21 protein-coding genes are annotated in these 14,819 nt (G+C 47.5%); 11 read left to right on the top strand and 10 right to left on the bottom strand.

Annotated elements, in window-relative coordinates; all coding sequences use genetic code 11:
- Positions 1 to 201 precede the first annotated feature (201 nt).
- From ADH66_RS09865 to ADH66_RS09855, 3 genes are all read right to left on the bottom strand, one after another.
- Positions 202 to 501 (bottom strand): nucleotidyltransferase domain-containing protein, encoded by a 300-nt coding sequence (locus ADH66_RS09865; protein WP_066541274.1) that lies wholly within the window; start codon positions 499 to 501, stop codon positions 202 to 204.
- 134 nt (positions 502 to 635) lie between these two features.
- The gene (locus ADH66_RS21000) at positions 636 to 875 is read right to left on the bottom strand and encodes a HEPN domain-containing protein (RefSeq protein ID WP_236757004.1); all 240 of its coding nucleotides are present in this window, start codon (positions 873 to 875) and stop codon (positions 636 to 638) included.
- Between the two features lie 123 nt (positions 876 to 998).
- Positions 999 to 1,340, bottom strand: coding sequence for a PadR family transcriptional regulator (locus ADH66_RS09855; protein ID WP_066541278.1), 342 nt, complete (start codon positions 1,338 to 1,340; stop codon positions 999 to 1,001).
- Between the two features lie 161 nt (positions 1,341 to 1,501).
- Between ADH66_RS09855 and ADH66_RS09850 the strand changes: the two genes are divergently transcribed.
- From ADH66_RS09850 to ADH66_RS09835, 4 genes are read left to right on the top strand one after another with little or no spacing between them, the layout of a single operon-like run.
- On the top strand, positions 1,502 to 2,650 hold the full coding sequence (locus tag ADH66_RS09850; RefSeq protein WP_066541280.1) for a hypothetical protein: 1,149 nt from the start codon (positions 1,502 to 1,504) through the stop codon (positions 2,648 to 2,650).
- Positions 2,647 to 3,423, top strand: a complete 777-nt coding sequence (locus ADH66_RS09845) for a hypothetical protein (protein ID WP_066541281.1) — start codon at positions 2,647 to 2,649, stop codon at positions 3,421 to 3,423. The genes ADH66_RS09850 and ADH66_RS09845 overlap by 4 nt, the downstream gene beginning before the upstream one ends.
- Positions 3,416 to 4,279 (top strand): hypothetical protein, encoded by an 864-nt coding sequence (locus tag ADH66_RS09840; protein WP_066541283.1) that lies wholly within the window; start codon positions 3,416 to 3,418, stop codon positions 4,277 to 4,279. Before ADH66_RS09845 ends, ADH66_RS09840 begins: the two co-directional genes overlap by 8 nt.
- Positions 4,280 to 4,289: 10 nt before the next feature.
- A complete protein-coding gene (locus ADH66_RS09835; protein ID WP_066541285.1) occupies positions 4,290 to 4,946 on the top strand; it encodes an ABC transporter ATP-binding protein in 657 nt (218 codons plus the stop codon).
- A gap of 37 nt (positions 4,947 to 4,983) precedes the next feature.
- Here ADH66_RS09835 and ADH66_RS09830 read toward each other — a convergent pair whose 3' ends face one another.
- Positions 4,984 to 5,955, bottom strand: coding sequence for a DUF6076 domain-containing protein (locus ADH66_RS09830; RefSeq protein WP_066541287.1), 972 nt, complete (start codon positions 5,953 to 5,955; stop codon positions 4,984 to 4,986).
- A gap of 161 nt (positions 5,956 to 6,116) precedes the next feature.
- Between ADH66_RS09830 and ADH66_RS09825 the strand changes: the two genes are divergently transcribed.
- The 6 genes from ADH66_RS09825 to ADH66_RS09800 all read left to right on the top strand — a co-directional run bounded on the left by ADH66_RS09825 (position 6,117) and on the right by ADH66_RS09800 (position 8,923).
- Complete coding sequence (locus ADH66_RS09825) at positions 6,117 to 6,329, top strand: helix-turn-helix domain-containing protein (protein WP_066541288.1); 213 nt, start codon at positions 6,117 to 6,119, stop codon at positions 6,327 to 6,329.
- A gap of 47 nt (positions 6,330 to 6,376) precedes the next feature.
- A complete protein-coding gene (locus tag ADH66_RS09820) occupies positions 6,377 to 6,688 on the top strand; it encodes a helix-turn-helix domain-containing protein (protein WP_236757003.1) in 312 nt (103 codons plus the stop codon).
- 96 nt (positions 6,689 to 6,784) lie between these two features.
- On the top strand, positions 6,785 to 7,297 hold the full coding sequence (gene mobL, locus ADH66_RS20340; RefSeq protein WP_066541290.1) for a relaxase MobL: 513 nt from the start codon (positions 6,785 to 6,787) through the stop codon (positions 7,295 to 7,297).
- A gap of 326 nt (positions 7,298 to 7,623) precedes the next feature.
- Positions 7,624 to 7,836, top strand: coding sequence for a helix-turn-helix domain-containing protein (locus ADH66_RS09810; RefSeq protein WP_066541291.1), 213 nt, complete (start codon positions 7,624 to 7,626; stop codon positions 7,834 to 7,836).
- Positions 7,833 to 8,195 (top strand): helix-turn-helix domain-containing protein, encoded by a 363-nt coding sequence (locus ADH66_RS09805; protein ID WP_066541293.1) that lies wholly within the window; start codon positions 7,833 to 7,835, stop codon positions 8,193 to 8,195. Before ADH66_RS09810 ends, ADH66_RS09805 begins: the two co-directional genes overlap by 4 nt.
- A 320-nt stretch (positions 8,196 to 8,515) precedes the next feature.
- Positions 8,516 to 8,923 (top strand): hypothetical protein, encoded by a 408-nt coding sequence (locus tag ADH66_RS09800; protein ID WP_066541295.1) that lies wholly within the window; start codon positions 8,516 to 8,518, stop codon positions 8,921 to 8,923.
- Here ADH66_RS09800 and ADH66_RS21735 read toward each other — a convergent pair.
- From ADH66_RS21735 to ADH66_RS09780, 4 genes are read right to left on the bottom strand one after another with little or no spacing between them, the layout of a single operon-like run.
- A complete protein-coding gene (locus ADH66_RS21735) occupies positions 8,895 to 9,695 on the bottom strand; it encodes a hypothetical protein (RefSeq protein ID WP_236756998.1) in 801 nt (266 codons plus the stop codon). The two genes, ADH66_RS09800 and ADH66_RS21735, sit on opposite strands and share 29 nt — an antisense overlap.
- A 60-nt stretch (positions 9,696 to 9,755) precedes the next feature.
- Entirely contained in the window at positions 9,756 to 9,932 is a 177-nt protein-coding gene (locus tag ADH66_RS09790) for a winged helix-turn-helix domain-containing protein (RefSeq protein WP_236756997.1), read from the bottom strand.
- The gene (locus ADH66_RS09785; RefSeq protein WP_236756995.1) at positions 9,929 to 10,498 is read right to left on the bottom strand and encodes a helix-turn-helix domain-containing protein; all 570 of its coding nucleotides are present in this window, start codon (positions 10,496 to 10,498) and stop codon (positions 9,929 to 9,931) included. Before ADH66_RS09785 ends, ADH66_RS09790 begins: the two co-directional genes overlap by 4 nt.
- Before the next feature lie 29 nt (positions 10,499 to 10,527).
- Positions 10,528 to 11,049, bottom strand: a complete 522-nt coding sequence (locus ADH66_RS09780) for a DUF5720 family protein (protein ID WP_066538197.1) — start codon at positions 11,047 to 11,049, stop codon at positions 10,528 to 10,530.
- Positions 11,050 to 11,203: 154 nt separating this feature from the next.
- Here ADH66_RS09780 and ADH66_RS09775 point away from each other — a divergent pair, with 154 nt between their 5' ends.
- Positions 11,204 to 11,401, top strand: a complete 198-nt coding sequence (locus ADH66_RS09775; RefSeq protein ID WP_088364421.1) for a hypothetical protein — start codon at positions 11,204 to 11,206, stop codon at positions 11,399 to 11,401.
- Here ADH66_RS09775 and ADH66_RS09770 read toward each other — a convergent pair.
- Both ADH66_RS09770 and ADH66_RS09765 read right to left on the bottom strand, forming a co-directional pair.
- Positions 11,398 to 13,371: a BbrUII/HgiDII family restriction enzyme gene (locus ADH66_RS09770; RefSeq protein WP_066538200.1), complete on the bottom strand. Its 1,974-nt coding sequence runs from the start codon at positions 13,369 to 13,371 to the stop codon at positions 11,398 to 11,400. The two genes, ADH66_RS09775 and ADH66_RS09770, sit on opposite strands and share 4 nt — an antisense overlap.
- Positions 13,368 to 14,522: a DNA cytosine methyltransferase gene (locus ADH66_RS09765; RefSeq protein ID WP_257789571.1), complete on the bottom strand. Its 1,155-nt coding sequence runs from the start codon at positions 14,520 to 14,522 to the stop codon at positions 13,368 to 13,370. The genes ADH66_RS09770 and ADH66_RS09765 overlap by 4 nt, the downstream gene beginning before the upstream one ends.
- Positions 14,523 to 14,819 lie beyond the last annotated feature (297 nt).

Raw genomic sequence — 14,819 nt, 5'->3', positions numbered from 1 at the left:
CCTTGCGGTTACTAGGGATTTGATGTGGTTGCGGGGGCAGGATTTGAACCTGCGGCCTTCGGGTTATGAGCTGTGGTGAGCCGATTTTTCCAACAATTTCCAGGCATTTCCGGCCATTTCTACTCCATTATTCCGCCAAAACCCGAAGGTCTGGCCCTGCCCGTTCCACTGAGTTTTTCCGGTTCTGGGTCAGCTTATGGGTCAAACGGCGATCCCGGTCTCACGGACAGTATGGAGAAAGCCGCTGTCAGAATCAGCAGCAGTCAAAAGGATAGGCTCGATATCCGCGTTGACTTTTCTGGAAAGTTTCCATAGCAAGGCAACGCTGTCTAAATAATCACCTGAAACATCGTCTACTATAACAGCAATATCAATGTCGCTGTTTTCTGTGGGGTTACCTTTTGCCTGAGAACCATATAGGATGACAGACTGCACATTCAAGGATTCACGAACATCAGCGGCGTATTTTTTTGCCAAGCTTAACACTTCGTTTTTATCCATATCAATAAATCCTCCGTTTTGCGAATCAAATTCTCACAGCGTGATTCGGTCAGGGAACGCAAAAGTTTTTCTTTGTTGAGTGGATATCTGGCCTCAACATTCAATGGGCTTAGAATATCCAGTAGGGAAAGCTGCTACTCGCTCATCTCAGCGGTGATTTTCGATAGGTTGGCAAGGCGCACCAAGCTGTGAATATATGGCAGTTCGCTGTCTGGCTGCCGCTGAACAAAGACTGCTTTTAATCCTTTCTCGATGGTCTGGTGGCACATGAATCCAACATAGAGAAATCGTTTTGTTTCAAGCATAGCTTTGGCGGTCTGCAAGTCGTAATCGGCACAGTCCAGCCAGTATGCAGTTTTTGCAAATTCGTTCATTACATAATCCTCACACGTATCAGTTTACAGTTTATAGTATACCATAAAGCACATGAAAAAGGAAGGGCAAATTCCTGCTCAAAATTTGCGCCGCATAACAAAGAAAAGCCCTTTCCCAACCACTCATGCCCCCCCGAACTCCAAAAACCTCCTGACCCCCAGCGTGACCCTCTCATACTCCTCCTCCAGCTTCTGCCGGTACTCCTCAGCCGTAGGCTCCAAATGGTAATAAATTCTTGACCGCTCCCGGGCGGCCTCGGCGTCCGAGTAGTACATGGACACGTAGCCGTGGTCATTAAGCCGCTTGAGCGCCAGATAGAGCGTGGTGATGTTCAGCTTCAGCAGCCCGTCGCTTCGCTTTTTTATTTCCTGCACCATCTCATAGCCGTACATGTCCCGCTCGCCCAGCAGGTGTATGCACAGCAGCTCCAGGGGTATTTTCTTCGTTATCTCCGCGCTTCTCATGGGCCACCTCGCTTCTTCTGTGCCTCTATTCTATCACATTTCGTGTGGCAAAGTAAATAGCCCCGGAGAAAAAATACCATTTGCCGGTATATTTTTACACTTGACATATAATAGTGAATGGAATATAATGGAGACATCACAGGGAGGGGAGATGTTTTGAGATGAAGCTTCGGGCATTGCTGCCGCTCATGCTGTGCGCCCTGCTGCTGGCCTCGTGCCGTGAAGGCTCCGCGCTGGGGGAGATAGAGCTGCCGGAGACTCTGAAGGTGACCGCCCAACTGCCGGAGGGCTACCCCGCCGAGGTGATCGCATATAATCTCAGCTGGTATGAAGCGGACGAGCGCGTGGCAATCGACACATTCATGCACGCTGAGCCCCAGGAGCGGGAGGAACAGGCTACCGGGCCCATATTCAGGACATATACTGAGAGCTTTATTGAGCATCTCAACATATATGCAGGGGTTTCCCATGGGGGCATGGACTACGGGTACTACACTCCCGGCGGCGCTGATTACAGTGAAGTGATGAAAGAACGCGATACGTTGAAGCACTATCTCCGCCGCCAGCAGCCCTGGGAGTGTATAAATACCGACCTGACCCCCAGGGCAAGAGGCAACGGCAGCATGGGCGAGGCCGGCCAGGAGAACCTGGGCTTCATGTCCTACGACGACGCTCTGGGAGAGCTGGAGGACAGACTGGCTCTGTTCCCCGGCCATGAGCTTATCCGGGGCGAGGCCCATACCGCCGGGCTGCTGAACCAGAACCGGGATATCTTCAACCGCAACACCACTCAATGGTCCAGCGATACGGTATCCAAGAGCTTCACCAAGGACGACGAGTATTACTACTTCGAGTTCCGGGAGGTACTGGACGGCATACCCTTCTGCAACGCCCAATGGGCGGAGTCTACTTTCGGTGAGAGCGGAGGCGGCAGCCTGCCCAGCATCCACGCCATCTACAATAAGGACGGCCTCATCGAGCTGCACGCCGGAAGCATGGTGGAGCCCGGGGAAGCAATCTCCACCGAGCCTATCATCCCGCCGGAGGAGGCCCTCAAAGTATATGTGGACGAGTACAGCAAGGCCATACACTTTGAGAACAGTGAGGTAATCAGCTTAGAGCTGAACTACCTGATACTCGCGGACAGCAAGGGCCTCTACGCCCGCCCCGCATGGGTGCTCACCACCGCCATTGAGAAGAAGGCCGGTCAGGGCGACAGCACCAGCGATTTCGACTACACTGACTATGGTGTCACCGCCGTAAGCGCCTACAGCGGCGTTATCTTAGAGAGGGAGACGGATATGCGATGAAATTTCTGCAGGCCCTTTATGTACAGATCCGTCAGGCCCTCTCCTGGCCCGTGGCCCTTTGCGGACTGCTCACGGCTTTGATGATGGAGCTGAGCGTGGCGGGGATAATCGCCGGGTATTTCTCGGGCCTTGACCCCTATGTGAACGTATGGTATCTGGTAAATTCCAACGGTGCCGCCCTGCTGACCCTGTTCGTGGCGCCGGCCCTGCCATTTGCCATGAGCCTTACCCGGGACTGGGACAGTCGGGCCGTGCCATACTGGACAGTGCGTGAGGGCATAGCCCGGTATACTGTCTCGAAGCTGCTGGCAAGCGCTGCTGCCGGTCTGCTGACGGTGGGGCTGGGGCTGACCCTGTTTGTGCTGGGCAACGGGATGTTCCTGCCGTGGTTCAAGTCCTGCTCCGGCGTGGACTATGAAACGCTCTTCGAGGAAGGGCACATCTTCCTGGGCTGGATTAGCTATATCCTGCATATGTCCCTTTCGGGGGCGCTTATCGGCGCGCTGGGGATGTTCATGAGTATACTTGTGCCCAACCAGTTTGTGGCTGTCTCCGCGCCGCTGGCTATCCACCTGACGGTCATGCGCGTTATCCCCACGGAGCTTATCTCGCCCATCTCCATCTGGCACCCGGTGAACTGGGTGGAAAGCGTACACTGCACTTTCTCGCCCTGGCTGACCCTGCTGGGGAAGTTCCTGCTTACCGCCGGATTTTGCGGGCTGATGTGCATAGCCGGATGCGTGTGCATGAAAAGGAGGCTTGAGCATGGGTGAAGCGAAGAAAAGCCTACACTGCTGTGGGATACTCCTTCGGCGGGAGCTGGGCAGCCCGAAGATGTGGCTGATTGGTATCATGATGGCGGTGTTCAGCTTCTATAATTATGCCCCGCTGTGCACGATAGCGGACTTCTACAAGGTGCCGGTGACCCCCTGGGCGTTCCCCTTTTTTCTGTCCTTCCCCATTATGCAGGTGGTGAATAACGGCCTGTGCTTACTGCTGTTCTCAGACGTGGGCGAGACCGACGGCTACGGGGAGCTGATGATAGCAAGGAGCGGGAGGAGAGCCTATATGGCCGGGCAGCTGCTGTGCGTGGCCGCTATGGCTTTCCTGTACGGGCTGGCGCTCTGGGCGCTGTCCATACTTTTCGCCCTGCCAAAGATAGGCTGGGACGCGGACTGGGGCGTGCTGCTGCACACATTAGCCGAGTCCCGCAGGCAGGTGCAGGCCCAGACCGGGGTGAGCCTGTCCATAATCGTCTCTCCGGAGGTGCTGGCGATATTTACGCCTATAGAGGCGGCGTTGGTATGCTTTGCCTGCATATGGCTCCCGGCGGCGTTTACCGGCACGCTCATCTGCTTCTTCCGGGTGTTTGTCAGCCGCCCGGCGGGGATATTTGCGGCGGGGGCGCTGACGGCGTTGGCGCTGTTCGCAAATTCCCTTGGAATCTTCACCTTCGGGCGGTGGCTGCAGTTCCTGTCGCCGCTGAGCTGGTCGGGCCTGCTGGGGATAGACTGGTACCACAGCGGCTTTGCGCCCGGGCCGGGATATGTGTTCACGGTCTGGATAGGGGGAATCGCGGCGATGTCCCTTGCCGCCGCCTGGAAATTCGGCAGGCGTGACCTGGAGTAGGGAGGACAAAATGGACAATATCATCGAAGTGAAGAACGTGACGAAAACCTTCCGGGAGGTAAAGGCCCTGGACGGCGTGAGCCTTGACTTTGAGCGGGGAAAGATACACGGAATAATAGGCAGGAACGGCTCCGGCAAAACGGTGCTCATGAAGTGCATATGCGGGTTCATGACCCCAGCCTCCGGCGAGATATGCGTGAACGGGCAGCGTGTGAAGCCCTCAAAAGCCCAGGAGAATATCGGGATCATTATTGAGACGCCGGGATTTATCGGCGGCAAAAGCGGGCTGAAAAACCTCTTGTACCTTCTTGCCTTGCGTGGCAGGAAAGATGTGTCCGTAGCCCAAAACGCCATGCGCTGCCTGGGCCTGGACCCTGAGAACAGGAAGCCGGTGCGAAAGTATTCCCTGGGCATGCGCCAGCGGCTGGGGATAGTCCAGGCTATTATGGAGGACCCGGAGCTGCTGCTTCTGGACGAGCCTATGAACGGCCTGGATAATCAAGGGGTTGAGGATATGCGCGGGCTGTTTGCAGAGCTTCGGGAGAGGGGGAAGACTATCCTGCTGGCCAGCCACAGCAATGAAGATATCCGGACCCTTTGCGATACGGTGTGCGAGTTGGACCATGGGCGTGTGGCTGCACGAATTGGGGAGGAGATTGAGGGGTAGAGCACTAAGGACGTTTGGCAAGGCAGGGGAGAGCGCTTTACGATTCAGCCAGCCACTCCTTGAAATCCTCAAAGGTCATTTTACCAGAAGCGCACTCATCCCGCTTGCCCTTTGCCGTGGCGCTCCAAGCATAGAATGAGCCAGGGCTTATCTTCCCCGCTTTTATCCAGTTGAAACGCTTTTTGTACTCCCGACGATACTCCTTGAACAGTTCGTCCGAGTTTTTCTTCTCCGCCCAGCGCTTTACCGCACCGACTTCTCTGCAAGTGTGCCCATTCTCGTCAACGGTCAGATTACAGAACTCCGCTGTATTGCGCCGGGGAATCGCAAAATACTTGCCACAGTAGGAGCAGATGCGCATACGCTGTTCCCGCTTGACGCACTCGCGGAGAGAAAACTCGACCAGGTCGGAGAGGGAGGTTGGGTGCAGCACTTCGGCGAAAGTAGCGTTGTTGGTTCGCTCATAGGTGGTGGAAATCGGTCGGAACTGGTATGCGTAGAGAGAGTTCCTTTTCTCTTTATCGAGGTAGGCTTGCAGCTTTTCATGTACGGGTTTCTTCTTGCCGTCGTCGATGTCCAGTACATCTTCGAATAGGCGCATGATTTGTTTTTGGAGAGTGTCGAGGTCACTTGGGATGTGTCTTAACTGCTTGTGCGGGAGAATTGTTTGAATATCCTCGTCATCGTGCCCCTCTGCACAGCGGAATCGTGACTGCCAATCGAGGCGAAGGAACTCAAAAAAGATGTGTTCCTTTGCCAGCTTTTCCAGCGTTCCCATTACTATTCCCCTCGAGTCAGTGTTCCGTTCCCGATAGAAATTCAGTAGGGCCTTGTCCATTTCCTTAAACAGACCTTCCATCGGCCAGATGTCCAAGTAGGTGAACAGCAAAAGGCTTTCCAGAAACGGGAAGTCCTTTTCTTTTTTGTGCGAGCGTTCAAACGTCAAATCCTTGTAGACAAAGTACTCGCGGCCATCTTCAAAGTAGGTGTAGAATAGGTAGTCAGCCATTCCAATTACGCTCCTTTTGAAAATTAAAAATATTTTTGAGATTGTCTTCGGTAAACTGGCTGCCATGTGTTACCATACGACAGTCGGCAAATCAAATTTTCTTTAAGAGTAAGTCTACAGAAAGTGAGCGAAAAAGTCAAGATGTTTTTTGGAGGTGCGGAGTGGTTCAATCAAAGTTCAAAAGCTACGATGAATTGCCACTGTTTCTCAACTCGAAAACAGTGGCAAAAGTTTTGGGGATTTCAGTTGCCGGGGCCTATGAGTTGCTGCACAAGGAAGACTTTCCTGTGCTGAGAATCGGTTCGCGCCTGGTGGTTCCTAAAGAAAAATTCCTCGCTTGGGTCGAGGGACAGACAGGAGGTAATGCGATATGAGTAATTTCTTGAAAGCATTATGCAGTGGAGCGAAGAATTTCTTTCCTATGCCTAACGCAATTTTCAGTTTGGGATTGTCGGCTGGTGAGCTGGCGGTCTATGCTTACCTCATGCATTGCGAGGACAGGAAGTCGCATCAATGCTGGCCAAGCTACAAAACCATCGGCAGGGCGGTGGGCATGAGCGAGAACACCGTGCGGAAATATGTGCGGGTGCTTGAGTACAAAACGCTCATACTGACGGAGCCGACAAAGTATGAGAGCGCCAGAAGACAGGTTCGGAATGGTAACTTGATTTTCACGATCCTCCCCATTTATGGGGCAGTCAAATACCACATCGGGTGCCAGTTGGGAAAGTAGTCGTTCGTAAGCCGCTGTGAGGGCCTCGTTGGGCGGTTTGGGCCGGGGTCGAGGAAGTGGAGCGGCGACTGGTCCAGAACGCCGTTTGGGGCATTTGTGGCGATTTGTGAGGGATGTATCCGCAAGGAACCGAATCGCCTAATATGCAAAGAGTTGCAAGTTTATCCGGCAAAACAGGACTCAGAAAACGGTCAAAAAGACAAGCAGGTTATCAGCTTGCACCGTGAGGACACGGAGCGGTTGGGGTATAACAATGCCGAGGCATGGCGAGAATTGGTGCGGAGGAACGTCACAGAACTGGCCGAGGCTCAGAAAATTGACATCAGTAGTCTACAATGGTACGGAGCATTTCACAACACCACGCACCATCCGCATATGCACTTGTCTGTTTTGCGTGATGTGCTGCTTATCGTGTTTTCTCTGGTTATCCCCATCTTTACCGGCGTGACAGGTATTTTCTGGGCCGCGCCAGCGGCGGATGTGATTGCCATTATCATCACGAGTACAGTCATGGTACGGCTGTGGAAAGAGCTGAAGGTCCCAGATGAAAACGTGCAGGAGAGCCGGACTGCCCTAAAAGCAAGCCGTCCCGGCCCCACATTTCCTTAAACAGATTCTCCATCGGCCAGATGTCCAAATAGGTAAACCGCAAAAGGCTTTCCAGAAATGGGAAGTCCTTTTCTTTTTTGTGCGAGCGCTCGAACGTCAAATCCTTGTAGACGAAATATTCGCTGCCATCTTCAAAGTAGGTGTAGAACAGGTAGTCAGACATTTTGATTGCTCCTTGCTTAGAAAATTAAAAACATTTTTGAAATTGTCCTTGACAAATGAATTGTCATGTGTTACCATATGACAGTCGGCAAATCAAACTCTGTTTAAGAATTAGTCTACAACAGCCAAACCAAAAAGTCAAGACAATTTTTAGGAGGTGCGGAGTGGTTCGATCAAAGTTCAAAAGCTATGATGAACTGCCACTGTTTCTCAACGCGAAAACAGTGGCAGAAATTTTGGGGATTTCAGTTGCGGGGGCATATGAGTTGCTGCACCAGGAAGACTTTCCTGTGCTGAGAATCGGTTCGCGCCTGGTGGTTCCCAAGGAGAAATTTCTCTCGTGGATTGAGAGTCAGACAGGAGGTAATACAATTTGAATAATTTCTTGAGAGCATCAAGCAATGGCGCAAAGAATTTCTTTCCTCTTCCTAACGCTATTTTTAGTTTAGGATTATCAGCAGGCGAACTGGCGGTCTACGCATACCTTATGTTTTGTGAGGACAGAAAGTCACACCAGTGCTGGCCCAGCTACAAAACTATTGGCAAAGCGGTGGGCATGAGCGAGAACACCGTGAGGAAGTATGTGCGGGATCTGGAGTACAAAACACTCATACTGACGGAGCCGACAACGTATGAGAGTTCCAGCGGGCAGGTTCGCAACAGTAACTTGATTTTCACGATTCTTCCTATCCAGGGAGCAGTCAAGTTCCACAACGAGTGCCAGTTAGGAAAGTAGCCGTTCGTAAGCCGCTGTGAGGGCCGCGTTGGGCGGTTTGGGCCGGAGTCGAGGAAGTTAGCGGCAACCGGCCCAGAGCGCCGTTTTGGGGCATTTGTGGCGATTTGTGAAGGGCATCGGTCAGGGCGGAGAATAATGCAAATATGCAGAGTTATGGAAGAATATCCAGCCCCAAAGGGCGCGGAAAACGGTCAAAAAGACAAGCAGGTTAAAGCACGGGGTCTACCGCGCGGTTCACATCGTCCGGCAGAGCCGGTCGGTAGGGAAAAATCAAGGATTACCGGCACCTGAACTCAGGGGTCGGTCAGAAAGGAGAGCTTTTGAGCGAAAAAAAGCAAAAATATGCGTACTGGATGCGGCCTTCGATGGTCGCGGAGATAGAGGAAATGCTGTCAACAGCTAATGCAACCTCGAAAGGGGACTTTGTTTGCAAGGCAGTAGAGTTCTACATTGGTTACCTCAGGCAGCAGAAAAACATCAATTTCTTGGCACCCATGTTGGCAGGGGCAATCAAGAGCGAGGTGCGTTCCCTCGGCAAAGATGTTTGCGAAATGCTGTTCAAGCTGGCGGTGGAGATGGGGATCAATAGCAATATTACGGCGGCAGTTAACGACATCGAAGATGAATCTTTAGAAAATATACGGCGCAATGTTGCTCAGGAAATAGCGAGGGTGAATGGCATTTTAACCTTTGGGGACGCTAACGAGTGGCAGAATGGGGGCGACTGATAATGGCAAAAATTATTGTCACCAGCAGGTATATGCGGAACTCTCCGAAACGGTCGGCGACAAATCTGGTGAAGTATATGGGTACCCGCGAGGGGGTGGAGAACAGGGAAATAGCCCGGTAGAGCCTCGCATGTTCTTCCTCCTGGACCAAGACATCTTCCGGTGCCAGCATAATCACAAGGGCGTCCCGTTCAACATTCTTGTCATAGTCCAGAGAAAAATATGCCTTATGCCGATATGTACGCAGGAAATGGGCCGCCTCGCTTAATTTATATTCCCGGAGCAGGTCGGCCACCTCGTCCGGCACTTCAACAACAGTATCTTTCGTATAAAACGGGTAATAGTCCCGCAAGTTAATTTCTTTCATGGGTAATTCCTCCAATTTCGATTTTTTTAGTTGATAGGCAAAATCGAAATCAGAAGGTGGAGAGCGACACCCCGGACTATCACCTGCAACAGAGGCAGCAGGAAAGTTTGTCTGTTTTGTAGATAAGAAAAGAGCGCGTACCCGTTTTGTTACAGGCGCGCGCTTAATGGAACATTTTGCTGATTGCTGGGAGAAAAAATAAAAATATGTCGATACAAAAAGTGCCGCAGCTTTTTGAACTGCGGCACTAAAATATATTTGGCTTTTTTTGTCGTTTCCTGTGAAAATATAGGACTTTTCTAATGTGCATGTCTGCCCCCATATCTGGGGGAGTATAAATGGATTTGTCACTATACTTTGATATATCCCCCAACCTGTTACATGGGGGATATTATACAGGGGCATATTTGCTTTTTATCGCCAGCCTTTCCCGGTAATGTCCTAAAAATGCCCTAAATTTATCTGTCATATTCCAGCATCGAATTTATAACCGATGCCTCGCACACTGATAACATATTCAGGTGCTTCAGGTGCAATTTGAAGTTTCTGGCGAAGGCGGCTCAACAGATTATGGATTGTTTTTGGTGTAACGTCAATATATTCTTCGCCCCAAACATGGTAAGCTATGGTCTCAAAGGTCAATACTCAATATTTTCTTTAATGATCTCGCGGTAGGCGTCTATCAGCTCTATCCGATCCATCCTATCCGGGCGGCCTGCCGCCTCCGGCTCTGCCGGATAGATTGATTGATGGGTCCTTGATATATCCGTTTTTGATTTTTTAGTCCTTAGTGGATTAGTATTTAATTGTGCGGGATTTTCCTGTCCAGGTTCCGCCTGTTCAGGTTTTGCCTGTCCTGGATTTACCTGTCCTGGATTTTCCCGTTTAGGTGAATCATCCTGTTTTTCAGCGTTTACAGGCTTTTCATGAATCGTATATTCAATATCTCCGAGCTGCCCGTTCCCATAGCGGAGGCGCTGCCTGGTGAGGTACCCGTGCCGCTCCAGCTCTTTCAGGGCGGTAGTGATCGAATCCACGCCGTCCTTACAGATATGGGCGAGCCCCTTTGTGGTATAATCCCAATCTTCCGGCAGCGACAGCATGAGCGAGAGGAGCCCCTTTGCCTTTAAGGACAGTTCCGTATTGCGCAGATGGTGGTTGCACATGATTGTGAAGTCCTTTGTTTTTTCTACCCGGAATACAGCCATTTCAAAGCCTCCTTTCTCCGGTTATCCTGTTACAAGACGCGGTCCCTGCGGTCATAATGGAGATGCCCGTCTGAGACCTTCGCATGGTTTTTCAGTTTGACTTCGCCCCGCTCCTGGCTGTCTAAAAATTTCTGATAGCCGGCATCCGTAAGGAACAGGCGCATCCTATCGCCCTTATCGCCGACAGGAGAATTATAAGACAGCACATTGAAGATGATCATGTGCCGTACCTCTGGGGCAAAGCGTTCCAGGGCCATGATGTCATGCCCTTTCAATTTTTCCGCGCCGGATCGCTGCCTGGCCTCCGCAATCTTTTCCCCAATCGTCCGGGGCGGGTAGGGCAGGAGGTAATTCTTCTGGATATCCCGCACGATGTCCATGCACTCGTCATCCGTCAGGACGCGCAGCTTTGCCATCAGACTTTCCGCTGCCTTCCGCTGTTCAGGGTTCTTTGTGTACCGGGCAGCCATGTGGAGCTCGTTCAGGACTTTGTATTGATAGTCTCCCTCAACCTGAAACAGCAGCCGTTTTTCCATTTCGTTTAATTCCATGTGGATCTCCTTTCTTTTGAAAATGGGTATAAAAATGCCATAGGTGGTTAACCTATGGCACATAAAAGAATATATAAATATTTCTTTTATTGGTTTGAATTTTAGGTAAGCAGAGATTTTTCTGTCCAATAATAAGTTTATCGAGAGGTTGTTTATGAAACAGTATAAAACTAAATGTATGTATGGCTATTCAATTTTGGGGGAGCGCCCACCCAAATTAGATACTCAAACAAAATATGTAATTATTGAACAATCGAGGTTTTTCCCGCATTGTGTTATTATTCAACGAGTAGACGGTAAAATCTTTCAAGGTGAAAAAACTTGGATTGTTCCGCAAAACAGCATATATTAACCAAGCTCTAATTCGTTAATAATGTCACTCAATGTTGATAGATTTTTGTTTTGCTCTAAGAAATCACTATATAAGTTTTGTGCATTTCTTAAAAGTTCATCATAATACATAATCCTACAATGGTAAGCTTTTAAGGCTTCTTTAGTAGCTTGATATACATCTTCATCATAATGTTTTCCGTCTAGGTGATTCCCTAAGAGGACAATAATTTCAAATGGTTCAGGCTGATCTAAGGTAGCCATTACTTTTTTTGTGGCAGAAAAATATTTATATACTTGAGCCGTTATTTCTTGTGATTTTACCGTTCGATCTCCTTTTTTTAATTCAATTATCAAATGCTTATTAGATGCTTTTTTATATCGAATATCAAGGCGGGCATCTAATTCTTCTTGAGTGAGACTTGCGTCTATGGTTTCAAATTGTGTTTTAAACGCTTGTTCTACGATTGGAGCTTCAGTTCCTCTATCCCATGAGGGATCAAGTAGCCACAAATTTTTGCTTAAATGGTCTTGTATGACTTTTTCAAGGCTACCATCCGATACAACATCTTGCATTTTCCTAATAACAGCAAGACGCTCTTGCACAATTTGATAATACATAGTTGCTTCAATATCATCAAGCCGTCCCGCAACTTCTATAAATGCCGCAATATTTTCGGCGGAAATTTTTTCAAGTTGACTTAATTCGTTTTTTAATTTAAATGATTCAAAAGCCAAAACTCCATGCTTGAATAGTTCTTTTTTCTCCTCTTTTTCAACAGTTAACTGATTGATTTTACCGAATAATTTTTTTGCAGATCTTTTATCATCTCCTTTCAACTCGTTATACCAATCGCTTACAACCACGTATTTGCACGCTTCGTCGACTCCATTAGTGCTTCTGGTCTCTTCCCAATCAGTTCGAACTGATGTAAGGCTCTTTCTAACAAATTCTTTTAAAGCGATATAACGTTCATCGTCTTCAAAGAAATCCTGCCTGCTACTTGTAGTTATATCTGCCTCATCGTCTAAATCCAAAAAATCCGCAGATAATTCTCCAAAAACATATTTTGAATAGAGGGCAGTTGTTCCAATTTCAGAAAAAATATCTTCTTTTGCCATTTTCCCACGAACCATAATTACAATACGATTTAAATTTTCGTCATCATCTAGTTCCTTTGGTTCTGAGCAAGTAGCAATCCATCCTGTAATGTGATAAGAAACTTCACCAACCGTTATCGTAGAGGGCAGTTCCTTTATAAGTTTAATTTTATTTGCTTTGGTTTGACTCTCCAAATCTTTTTTGAATTCATCAGGCTTATCCTCTGGAAGAAACATCCATACACATTGTGCTTTGGAGAGATAATTTCTATCAGATATGACTATTTCATCACCATTTATTGATACTTTAAAATTATTCTTTGCACCAATAATTGCAAATCTGCGGGCTAAACGCTGCCTTAAATGCGTCGCCAAAGCAGCTGTTCGCTTTTTCTTAAGATCATTTAAAATAATTTTTGTACCGTTCCCACAAAAAGTTATATTATCAGGAGATAACTCTGTAGGAAGGTATGTATCGTTGGTTTTAATTGCCTCCTTCAGAGAATTTGCATCAATTTTAAAACCGTTAATTTCTCCATCTTTTTTAGAGTAAACCTCAACAACATTTGCAATAGAGAAAAGAGATAGTTTTCCAATTCCTTTTCTTCCCATTACTGGTCTATGAAGTATTGGTGACAGACCACTTTCGCTACGTTTCTGATAGCCTACAGTCAAATATTTATTATTTATATCGGATAGGTTCATCCCAATACCATTGTCAGTAATGGATATACTATCGCCATTAATTTCTATTAACACTTCTTTAGCATCTGCATCCCAGGCGTTTGCAACCACTTCAGATAATACTGCAGAAGTATTACTATAGAGATTTAATCCCAGATGATTTAATACCTGTAAATTTATAGACATTTGAAATTTGGGTTGATTCATGGCTCTACCTCCCTATGTTCAGAAATATATTCAAAATAAAGTCGTATTGCACGTCGAATTTGAGCACGTACAGACGGAACAATATCTTCAAACATAGATTCCTTACTTAATTTTTTTAAATAATATTCACAATCATCTGTACCGAATTCCGAAATCCTTTTTGCACGACCTATTCTTGAAAGAGTATCTCCTGCTACTTCCGCAGAAAGTTTTTTTTCGTTCTTCAACCAATCAATGAAGCGCAGGTTGTGTAAATCGGTATCTCCTTTAATAAAGCGCATTAAACAAGTTGCTACATAATTAGCCAATTTGACTGGAACCGCATTTCCAATCATTTGTTCAGTTGAAGCAGATGAATCATCCCAAATAAAATTAGGCGGAAAGGTTTGTATAAGGGATCGCTCTAGGCGAGATAAGTTACGTATTCCATCGGGATCAATTACATCTCCACTATGCTTTTTATAGTTTCCTGGTTTAGGACGGTTAACACCTCGTATTGTAGGAGAGGGCTCGTCAACAGAAAATATACCACGTCGTTTGTATGAACGAGGGTGTCGATAGTAATATTCCATTGACAAATTGTAATTTTCCTGTCGAAAGTATTCTCTTACTGTTAAAGGGAAAATAGACTGATTTGTTGATAATAAACCATCTAAAAAACTGTCTTGCCCATTCTTAAATCCAATACAAAAAAATCGTTTCCTTTTCTGAGGAACACCACAAAAACTAGCATCAAGAACTTTTTCTGTTAGCCCATATCCAGCTTCTTTAAAAATAACTCTGGCTTTTTTATAGGCCTCACTACTAGCTGCACGCTCTACATTTTCCATTACAAAATATTTTGGAGAGATTGCCTTTATTATTTTTGCATATGAAACAGTTAAATCTGCACGATCGCCTTCAACCCTATTTCCTGCTCCAGAAAAGTCTTGACAAGGCGGTCCCCCTATTATAATATCAGGATTATATTTTATAATGGTCTGGACGGAAAGGTTTACATCTGAGAGGTCAACATCTTCAATCGGATGTGTGAAATTTTTCTTATAGCAAGAGATAGCAACATCCCAATGCTCAAATCCCGCCAAAATGTCAAATCCTGCTCTTTGGAAACCCAATGACATTCCGCCACAACCACAAAATAAATCTACAATGTTAATGTTAATCTCCTCCTTTCTGCCAGTCTGTTTAATAGTTTATTATAACATACCGGAGTCCATGAACGCAATAAGATTCTCGTATTATTACAAAATGCCCCAGAGATTTTTCTCTTAGGTGTTTTGAAAACTACAATTCTATGTTATTTAAGCACTCGTCAGCCGTTTTTCCATTTCGTTTAATTCCATGTGAATCTCCTTCTCTTGAAAATGGGTACTAAAAAGGGCGCCCACCTATAAAAGTAAAACGCCCACGGCAATCAGCGGCCAGGCAATACACCGGACCGCTGGCGC

The organism is Acutalibacter muris, assembly GCF_002201475.1.
GTDB lineage: Bacteria > Bacillota > Clostridia > Oscillospirales > Acutalibacteraceae > Acutalibacter > Acutalibacter muris.
The sequence above is the reverse complement of the archived record's forward strand: the minus strand, read 5'-3'. Positions and strand labels throughout refer to the sequence as shown.